General features: G+C 57.4%; 14 protein-coding genes. All 14 read left to right on the top strand.

Annotation, left to right across the window (positions count from 1 at the left end):
* The 14 genes from GQF00_RS13100 to GQF00_RS13165 all read left to right on the top strand — a co-directional run bounded on the left by GQF00_RS13100 (position 1) and on the right by GQF00_RS13165 (position 9,173).
* Positions 1-423: an antiterminator Q family protein gene (locus GQF00_RS13100; RefSeq protein ID WP_161319597.1), complete on the top strand. Its 423-nt coding sequence runs from the start codon at positions 1-3 to the stop codon at positions 421-423.
* A 66-nt stretch (positions 424-489) separates the two neighbouring features.
* A complete protein-coding gene (locus GQF00_RS13105) occupies positions 490-951 on the top strand; it encodes a GIY-YIG nuclease family protein (RefSeq protein ID WP_161319598.1) in 462 nt (153 codons plus the stop codon).
* Positions 952-1,233: 282 nt separating this feature from the next.
* Positions 1,234-1,614 carry a D-Ala-D-Ala carboxypeptidase family metallohydrolase gene (locus tag GQF00_RS13110; RefSeq protein ID WP_161319599.1) on the top strand — a complete coding sequence of 127 codons (381 nt, stop codon included), beginning with the start codon at positions 1,234-1,236 and terminating at the stop codon, positions 1,612-1,614.
* A complete protein-coding gene (locus GQF00_RS13115; RefSeq protein ID WP_161319600.1) occupies positions 1,614-1,826 on the top strand; it encodes a hypothetical protein in 213 nt (70 codons plus the stop codon). Before GQF00_RS13110 ends, GQF00_RS13115 begins: the two co-directional genes overlap by 1 nt.
* Positions 1,823-2,218 (top strand): hypothetical protein, encoded by a 396-nt coding sequence (locus GQF00_RS13120; RefSeq protein WP_161319601.1) that lies wholly within the window; start codon positions 1,823-1,825, stop codon positions 2,216-2,218. The genes GQF00_RS13115 and GQF00_RS13120 overlap by 4 nt, the downstream gene beginning before the upstream one ends.
* Positions 2,181-2,327, top strand: coding sequence for a hypothetical protein (locus tag GQF00_RS13125; protein ID WP_161319602.1), 147 nt, complete (start codon positions 2,181-2,183; stop codon positions 2,325-2,327). Before GQF00_RS13120 ends, GQF00_RS13125 begins: the two co-directional genes overlap by 38 nt.
* Before the next feature lie 104 nt (positions 2,328-2,431).
* Positions 2,432-2,701: a hypothetical protein gene (locus GQF00_RS13130; protein ID WP_161319603.1), complete on the top strand. Its 270-nt coding sequence runs from the start codon at positions 2,432-2,434 to the stop codon at positions 2,699-2,701.
* Between the two features lie 199 nt (positions 2,702-2,900).
* Positions 2,901-3,410, top strand: coding sequence for a terminase small subunit (locus GQF00_RS13135; RefSeq protein ID WP_161319604.1), 510 nt, complete (start codon positions 2,901-2,903; stop codon positions 3,408-3,410).
* Entirely contained in the window at positions 3,410-4,726 is a 1,317-nt protein-coding gene (locus GQF00_RS13140; RefSeq protein ID WP_161319605.1) for a terminase large subunit domain-containing protein, read from the top strand. The genes GQF00_RS13135 and GQF00_RS13140 overlap by 1 nt, the downstream gene beginning before the upstream one ends.
* The gene (locus tag GQF00_RS13145) at positions 4,726-6,156 is read left to right on the top strand and encodes a DUF4055 domain-containing protein (protein WP_161319606.1); all 1,431 of its coding nucleotides are present in this window, start codon (positions 4,726-4,728) and stop codon (positions 6,154-6,156) included. Before GQF00_RS13140 ends, GQF00_RS13145 begins: the two co-directional genes overlap by 1 nt.
* The gene (locus GQF00_RS13150; protein WP_161319607.1) at positions 6,143-7,213 is read left to right on the top strand and encodes a minor capsid protein; all 1,071 of its coding nucleotides are present in this window, start codon (positions 6,143-6,145) and stop codon (positions 7,211-7,213) included. Before GQF00_RS13145 ends, GQF00_RS13150 begins: the two co-directional genes overlap by 14 nt.
* Before the next feature lie 31 nt (positions 7,214-7,244).
* Entirely contained in the window at positions 7,245-7,955 is a 711-nt protein-coding gene (locus GQF00_RS13155; protein WP_161319608.1) for a hypothetical protein, read from the top strand.
* 11 nt (positions 7,956-7,966) lie between these two features.
* On the top strand, positions 7,967-8,935 hold the full coding sequence (locus tag GQF00_RS13160; protein WP_161319609.1) for a major capsid protein: 969 nt from the start codon (positions 7,967-7,969) through the stop codon (positions 8,933-8,935).
* A gap of 13 nt (positions 8,936-8,948) precedes the next feature.
* Positions 8,949-9,173, top strand: coding sequence for a hypothetical protein (locus tag GQF00_RS13165; protein WP_161319610.1), 225 nt, complete (start codon positions 8,949-8,951; stop codon positions 9,171-9,173).
* Positions 9,174-9,177 lie beyond the last annotated feature (4 nt).

Consider the following 9,177-nt stretch of genomic DNA (forward strand, 5'->3'; position numbering starts at 1 on the left):
ATGGGATATGCACAAGCAGAGCCGGACTTTTCAGAAGCTTTCCAAGAGGCCAGAGCGACTGCCGGTCGCGATGATTCGATAGCAAAGACGGAGGTGCTGCTGGAGCAGTTTTGCATCTGGGCCCGCACAGGCAGCGGCGTTCCAGCCAAGTATCGGTCGATCATGGCTGCAACGATGAATATTGAGGGAGAGAGCACTGTTCGAGAGGCCTGTATAAGTGATGACCAGGCTCTGGAAATAGATCAGGCATGGCGACAGCTTGAGGATGCGCGCCCAGATGAAGCACTGGTGCTGCAGCTGTACTACATGCACGAATGGGAAATCCCCAAGATCAGCAGGGTCTGCAAGGCCTCAAAAAGCACCGTTTCCATGCTCAGGAAGTGTGGCCTCAGCTTTATCGATGCCAAAATACAGGACGAATAACCAGTGCTGTACAAATTACGCTGGAAATATTGACAGTTCGAACCGGAATCGGTAGAAAGGTGAAAGATGCAAGAGTTCGCCCAGTTGACGGCGTTTTGCGGTGCAGAGGGTTGCGAAAACGTAACCCATGTATCAGCCCTTTATTGTGTTGGGTGCCGCGAAAAGTATCTGGAGAAGGCCCTGGCTCGATTCCCTGAGCCGCCCAAGGGCAAGACATGGATTTATTTCATGCGATCAGGCGAGGATGGCCCGATAAAGATTGGCCAATCCATCGACCCCACAGAAAGAGCTGTGTATCTCCAGACTGGCAGCGCCGAAAAGCTATGGATTGAAACCGCAATGCTTGGAGCGCCAGAGATTGAGGGGCGGCTTCACGCAAGGTTTATAAAGCACCGGATCAGAGGGGAATGGTTTAAGCCGGCTCCCGATATTCAGGCGCTGATTGTCTGGGCCAAAAAGGCGGAGAAAGAGGCACGCCGTAAGCGTCTTGAGATCGCCATGGGCTCAGACATTTTTGATTCGAAGTAACAATTTGATTTCGTTGGCCGACCCTTCCCCCGAACCCATTGGCCAGCATCCCCCAAACCCGCCTTGTGCGGGTTTTTCTTTTTCTGCCCCGAAACGACGTTGGCCGGGGGCGGGAACAGCAGGCTAGCAACGCCGGCTGGTATCACTGCGGCCTCGGTGGGATTGGCGACCCCTTTGCAGTCAGTCAGCCACATCGCGATATATCTAGCCTGCCACGCCTCAACGGACTGGGAGTAACCCGTTCGGGCGCACCACGGCGGGCGCCAATTTCTGGAGCATGCAATGGACTGGGACAGATTCGCCAACTTCCAGCCGCATGAATTCGTGTGCTCCCACACCGGAAAGAACGGCATGAAGCCGGGCTTTATGGAAAAGCTGCAGGCTCTGCGCACTGAGTACGGCAAACCCATGACCGTCACCAGTGGTTACAGGCACCCGACTCACCCCATTGAGGCCCGCAAAGCCTCCCCAGGGGCGCATGCCAGTGGCCGGGCTGCTGATATTGCAGTAAGTGGCGGCGATGCCCTGAAAATCATTGAGCTGGCGCTGAAGCACGGCTTTACCGGTATCGGCGTGAACCAGAAGGGCGACGGGCGATTCATCCACCTGGATGACCTGAAGCCCGAGCCGGGGCGGCCCCGGCCTTGGGTGTGGAGCTACTGATGGCCCGCCTGTACCGGTTCATCACTGAAAATGCGCTCATGAGCCTGGTGGTAATTCTCTGGGCAATCACCCTGACCACCTGGGTGACAATCCGCGTGTTCGGTGACAGCCCGCCAGACGTGCCAGCGGGCACTGCAGCTGCGCTGACCACGGTATTTGGCTTGCCTACGCTGGGCTTCACTGTGTGGAAGTGGCGCAGGGAACAGAAATGACCTGGCTCACCCTGCTGAAGAAGGGCGGGCCGTATCTGGTCGTGCTGGCAGTTGCCGCGGCACTGGTCGGGATCGGCTGGGTTGGCAAGGGCTGGCATGAAGACTCCAAAGAGCTTGAGCGTCAAAAGGCCACCGCGGATGCAATTACCGCGGCACTGAAGTCAGATTCCAAGATTGCCGCGGCAGTGGAAGAGAAGCTATCGGGCCTGAAGGCAAATCAAACCGTTATCGACCGCGGGGTGACACGTGAGATCCAGAAGACTGTGTATCGCAATGTGTGCCTGCCTGGTACTGGTGTCAGCTTGCTCAACGCCGCGGCAACAAACGACATTACCGGCCTATCAGCAGAACCTGATGGCGAAATGCCCGCGGCAACTGCCAACCCTGAGTGACGGGGAGGCCGGTACGGTGCTGACCACCATGAAGCAGTGGGCCAGCCAGTACCACGATTGCGCAACCCGCCACAACGGACTGGTCGATGCGATCCGGGCGGCTGAATAAAAAGCTACAGGACACGCTACACGGCCTGATCCTGGGCGCAATCATCACACTACTTTTTTGGCTTGGCGCTGCATATTTGGTGCGGCAATGGTGGAGAGCGGTACGTGAGTCAGAACAGCCCCGAAAAGACAAACCATAAGCCGGTCCATTTCAATAATGAGATCAGCATCGGGAATGTCCTTACCGGCATCGGCATGTTTCTGGCCCTCGCCACCGCATGGTTCAACCTGGACAAGCGGGTAAGCGTCAACGAGGCCAATCTGATTAACCAGTCACAGCGCACCACAGAGCTACAGCGGCGCATCGATGACCGCTTGTACCAGATGGACCGCAAGCTGGATGTCATCGTAGAGCGGCAGATAGACAAAAACTAATGGCAAAGCATGTGACGTTCGTTATGCAAGTGAAGGTGCGATGGTGGTTGCGCCTGTACCTGCATGGCGTAGCACTCACCAGCTACCTGACGGGCTTAGAGCCTGATCACAACAAAGTGCAAAAGTGGATCAATCGTGGAGTGAAGACCCGACTGGTCAAGCGATAACGGGCGGTGCCCGGAACGTGGAGGAATCGGCGGTGCTGAATTCCAAACAGCAATTATTCGTAGAGGAATACCTCAAAGACCTGAATGGCACGCAGGCTGCAATCCGGGCCGGATACAGCCCAAATAGAGCCGACCAGACTGCTTCGCGACTGTTGAGAAATGGCAAGGTCAAAAGCGCAGTAGAAAAGGCCAAGGCGCAGCGTTCTGAAAGAACCAAGGTCGATGCTGACTACGTGCTCAAGCGCCTTCATCAAATAGATACTTTGGACGTGACTGATATTCTCGATAACACCGGGAATATGCTGCCAATTCGTGAGTGGCCGAAAGCGTGGCGCCAGTCGATTTCTGGTGTGGATCTTCAAGAGCTGATGTCGGGCGACACCGAGACCGTGGTGCGCAAGATCAAGTGGCCGGACAAGCTGCGCAACCTTGAATTGCTGGGCAAGCATGTGAACGTCAAGGCCTTCGAGGAAGACAAGGATGGCGGCGTAGAGGATATGGCGGCCGCACTTGAGAAGCTGGCTGACAAGCTGCCAGGCTGATGAATATACAGCTTCAGCGCCAGATGGAGAGGTGGTATCCGCTCAAGGATCATCCTGTCCAATTGGCGCTGATTAAGGCTGTTTCAGAAGGGGTTAGGTTCCCGGTGGTTCCGGCCGGCCGGAGGTCAGGCAAGACCGAGAGGTTCAAACGCTTTATTGCCAAAGAGGCGATGAAGCGGCCCGGCGAGAAATACTTCATTGGTGCGCCAACGCACGACCAGGTGAAGAAGATTTACTGGGATGACATGAAGAAGCTGACGCTCTCATGCACCCATGCAAAGCGGCCGTCTGAAAGTGACCGCATCATCTTCATGCCCAATGGCACAGAGATACACCTGATCGGCCTTGATCGGCCGGAGCGTATCGAGGGTATCCAGTGGACCGGTGGCGGCATTGATGAGATTGCTGACATCAAGGGCAAGTCTTGGGAGGCGCACATTCTCCCGGCGCTCAACACCGTCAACCCAACCCGGCCGGATTACCGCGCCTGGTGCTGGTTGCTGGGTGTGCCTGATGGCCTGAACCACTACTACGAAATGGCCCAGTACGCCGAAACGGCGAATGACCCTGAGTGGGCTCTTTTTCACTGGAAGTCATCAGAAATTCTGCCGGCTGATGTGATTGCGTCAGCAAAGCGGCAAATGTCCTCAAAACAGTTCAGGCAGGAATTCGAGGCCAGCTTTGAAACGGCTACCGGCCGCATCTACGAGGAATACAGCAAGGCCAACCAGACTGATGCTGTTATTGAGCCTCATGAGCAGCTGTGCTGGATGCACGACCAGAACTACACGCCGCTTTCCTCTTCAGTTGGTGTAGTCCGGAATGGCGACCTGTACCTGCTGGATGAAATCGTGCTCACAAGCGCCATCAGCAGGCAGTCAGCTGATGAGTTCGTGGAAAAGTTCAAAGACCACAAGAACAAGCACGTCCTGATCTACGGCGATCCGGCCGGCCGTGCAGGCGAGAAGCACGGCCACGCTTCGGATTACACCGATATTGAGGATGTGCTCAGGGCTAACGGCTGGAAGTTCACCCGAAAGGTGAAGAAGAAAGCGCCAGCCATTAAGGACAGGCAGAACGCAGTCAGGGCAAGAATTCTGAATGCGGCCGGTGAGCGCCACCTGTTTGTGAATCCAGTGACGGCGCCATGGAGCCACAAGGGCCTGGCAACTGTTCAGCTTCAAGAAGGCTCCACTTTCCAAGAAGACCAGAAGAACGATTACCAGCACATCACCACGGCCATTGGCTACATGGTCGATGTCGAGTGGCCGCTTGAGCGTGCCGCAATCTCCACAACGCTGAGAATGAATTACTAATGGCTAAAGACGTTACCTACACGCGAGGCGACTACGCCAAAGCGCTGCCCAGCTGGATGCTGGTTGGCGATGTGGTGGCCGGTGAGGAAGCAATCAAAGCCAAGGGCGAGGCATATCTGCCGAACCCGTCAGCCGTTGAGGGCGAGCCGGAGGCGGTTTATGACCGCTACAAGCAGCGGGCCAGTTTCTACAACGTCACCGGCCACACTTTGCAGGGGCTTATCGGGGCGGTATTCCGCAAAGACCCCGAGCTGGAAGTGCAGGCTGGTCTGGATTATGTCTCCACTGATGTTGATGGCGCCGGGGTAAGCATCTTTCAGCAGAGCCAGCGTGTCCTCGAAAACGTCATGGGCAAGGGCCGCGAAGGCCTGCTGGTGGATTACCCCAATGCAGAGGCCCCGGCCTCGCGGGCCGACCAAAACGCCGGCCTGGTCCGCGCTAGCATTGTTCGCTACCAAGCAGAGCAGATCACCAACTGGCGCACCACCAAGGTTGGGGGCGCTCATGTGCTTTCCATGGTGGTGCTGCATGAAACGGTTGAGGAGGCTGGCAAGGATGGATTCAGTGTTGATGAAATCGAGCAGTATCGGGCGCTGCAGCTTGTCGAGGGTGTCTATCAGGTAACGCTCTGGCGCTCAAATGAAAAGGGCACGGCTTGGGAGATCCACGAGCAATATGCCCCGCGCACCGGCACCGGCACAGTCTGGAACCGTATTCCGTTCACCTTCATTGGCGCACAGAACAACGACAGCGGCATTGATAAAGCCCCGCTTCTTGACCTGGCCCGACAGAACATCAAGCACTACCAGGTGGGGGCGGACTGGTATAACGCGCTGTTCTACGCCGGCCAGCCGCAGCCCTGGATGTCTGGCCTTACTCAGCAATGGGTGGACATGCTGGAAGACAAGGGTGTTTTGGTTGGCTCTCGCGCTCCCATCATGTTGCCCGAGGGCGGCCAATTCGGCATTGAGACGGTCATGGCCGATTCTGCCATCCAGAAGGAACTGAAAGACATTGAAGAGCGGATGGTCGGTCTTGGCGCCAAGCTGATGCAGATTGGCGGTGTTGTGAAGACCGCCACCGAGGTGGATAGCGATGACGCCGCGCAGCACTCCGCTCTGTCGCTCGCCTCTTCCAATGTGTCCGACGCTTACACCCAGTGCCTTGCCTGGATGGGAGACTTCAACAACGCCCCGGGCGAATCTTCCTATCAGCTGAATCAAGATCTGGTAGAGCACAAGCTGGACGCCCAGCTTCTGCGCGAGATTGTGGCGGCATGGATGAGTGGCGCGGTTCCCGAAACTGACGTTTGGGCATGGATGCGCCGCACTGGCCTGATCGATTCAGAAAAGACCGATGACGAAGTGCGCGAGGAAGTGAGCGACAGCGGCACCGGACTTGCCCTGGATGATGCTGATGGCGGTTCCTGAAGCCCTCGTTGACTCCACGGTTCGCCATGCGGTTTATCTGGAGCGCCTGAAATCAAGCGAAGCCAATCAGATGGTGAGCTTCCTTCAGGAAGTTGACCGAGAAATCCGCAAGAAGCTGCTGTTTCGCTCTGAGCTGGCCGCCTACAAGCGGGACAAGCTGAGCCGGCTGCTAAAAGAGATCGACAGCCTGCTGACCGGTCTATATGCCAAGCAAACAGCTGGCCTGTTGGGCAGCCTGAAGGAGTTGGCCGAATACGAAGCTGGCTTTGAGGCGCGAAACTTGGGCGGCGTGGTTGCGGGCACTACATTCGCCGTTCCCGGAATCTCCACGGTGTGGGCTGCGGCAACACTGGACCCCATGAGTGTGCGGGGCAGCCAAGGCGGCAAGCTGCTAGAGCCATTCATCAAAGACTGGGCTCGCAGCGAAGTTGAGGCGGTCAAGAATCGCATCAGGCAAGGCGCTTTCGAGGGCCAGACCAATGCCGAGATTGTCCGATCGATTCGCGGCACCAAAGCCCGGCGCTACAAAGACGGCATGCTGGACACCACCCGGCGCCATGCCGAAGCCATTGTGCGGACTGCCGTGCAGCATGTGGCTAGCACTGCCAGAAAGCAGACGTGGGACCGTAATGCCGACCTGGTAACAGGCTATCGGTGGGTTTCCACGCTGGATAGCCGCACCACGACACAGTGCCGCAGCCTTGATGGGCAGACGTTCGAGGTGGGCGACGGGCCAATGCCGCCCCTGCATATCGGCTGCCGCTCTACCACGGTGGCTGAGCTGGATGACGGGCTGGACTTCCTCGACAAAGGCGCCACGCGCTCCAGTGAGAACGGCTATGTGGATGCCGACCTGACGTATTACCAGTGGCTGAAACGACAGCCAGCCGCTTTCCAGGATTCAGCAATAGGGCCAACGCGGGGCAAGTTGCTCCGCAATGGCGGCATCAATGCAGAGCGATTCGCGCAACTGCAGCTCGACAGAAATTTCCAGCTCCTGACCTTGGCAGAAATGCGGCAACTTGAGCCGCAGGCTTTCGCACGGGCAGGGATTTAACCCAGTGGGTAAACCAAGAGGTCAGTGACCAATGCGATTCAATAAGATTCCCCAGATTAAACGTGAAGGTGCCGGTGGCGAAGGTGGTGACGGTGGCGGCGGTAGCCTGACCCCGGAGCAGATTGCCGAAATTCAGGCCGAAAACAGCCGCCTGAAGGAACACCAGGACAAACTGCTGGGCGAGACCAAAACCGCCAAGCAAGAGCGCCAGGAGGCCGCCAAGCGAATGAAAGAGCTGGAAGATCAGCTGGCATCCATCAATGACGACAAGAGCCGCAAGGCAGGGGATGTGGACGCGCTGGAAAAGAGCTGGCAGGAAAAACTGTCAAAGCGTGAAAGCGAATTGAAGGCCGAGGTTGAGCAGCACCAGGCCTGGCTCAAGGAGCAAATGGTCACTGGTGTGGCGTCTGGCATTGCGGCAGAGATCGCAGTGCAGGGCAGCGCCAAGGCGTTGCAGCCGCACCTGACCAGTCGCTTGTCGATGGAAGTTCGAGACGGCAAGCCGACCACCGTTGTGCTGGATGCCGAGGGCAAGCCCAGCGCAATGACGGTGGACGAACTGAAAGCAGAATTCAGCAACGATCCGGCCTTTGCGCCGCTGATTGTTGCTTCCAAGGCCTCTGGTGGCGGTGCCAGCGGGGGCGGTAATGGCGGCGGTGCCGCAACTAAAGGCAGCTTGGGCGGTGATCGTTCCGAGCGTACAGCCGCAATCAAAAACCGTTTCCCTGAACTGAATAATTGAGGTAACAAATCATGGCACTTTCCGATATGCAGGTGTTCAACCAGTACATCATGCCCGCGACCATTGAGACGCTGGCCCAGATGGTGGACAAATTCAACGCCGCAAGCCGTAACTCCATCCGCCTGACCACTGAAGGCTTTGATGGTGATTTCCTGCAAGAATCTTTCTTCGCAGCCATCCATAGCGCCCAGCGCCGGGTTGACCGATACGCTGCCAATGGCTCCGCGTCTGCCACTGACCTGACCCAGCTGAAGCACAGCTCCGTGAAGGTTGCCGGTGGTTTCGGCCCGATTCTGTTCGAGCCGGGCCAGCTGACCTGGCTGCGCAAGCCGACAGCAGAAGGCATTGAAGTGGCCAGCCGTAACTTCGCTGAAGCCCTCATGTCCGACCAGCTGAACACGGCCATTGCGGCTCTGGTTGCTGCCATCGAGAACAACAGCGACGCCACCAACGATGTGTCCGGCTCTGCCGGTCTGGATTACGGCGCCCTGAACTCTGCGCACGCCAAGTTTGGCGACCACAGCGGCAACATCATCACCAACGTGATGACCGGCGCCGTGTATCACAAGCTGATTGGCCAGAACCTGACCAACACCCCGCAGCTGTTCCAGGCGCAGAACGTCCAGGTGGTGGATATTCTGGGCAAGGCGGTGATCGTTACCGATGCGCCGGCCCTGTCCGAATCGGGCACCCCGGATCTGCAGAAAGTGCTGGGCTTGGTTGAGTCTGCTGCCATCGTGCATGACGGCGGCGACGTAATCAGCAACATCGAAACCAGCAACGGCAAAGACCGCATCGAAACCACCATGCAGGTGGATTACACCTTTGGGCTGGGCCTGAAAGGCTACACCTGGGACGAAGCGAACGGCGGCAAGTCCCCTACCGATGCAGAGCTGGCAACTGGCACCAACTGGGACCAGGTGGCCACTTCTGTGAAACACACTGCTGGCGTCATCGCTGTTGGCGACGCTGCTCAGTAAGGAGTAATGACCCATGGCGAATAAAGCGCCTGTTTGGTATCTGCCCGGCCCCTTCACTCGCTATAACGAGGATGTGAAGGCGCTGGCCCAGAAGTCCGGCGTTCGCATTGTGGATGCCCGTTTTGTGCCCGAGGATGGTCGCAAAGACGCAGCCCCTGAAAAGGATCTGCCGAAGGTGACCGAGAAGGGCAAGAAAGCAACAACCAAGAAAGCACCAGCTGACAAGGCTGGCGAGTGAACAA

The sequence above is a fragment of the Alcanivorax sp. DP30 genome, from assembly GCF_009882945.1.
Classification (GTDB): domain Bacteria; phylum Pseudomonadota; class Gammaproteobacteria; order Pseudomonadales; family Alcanivoracaceae; genus Alcanivorax.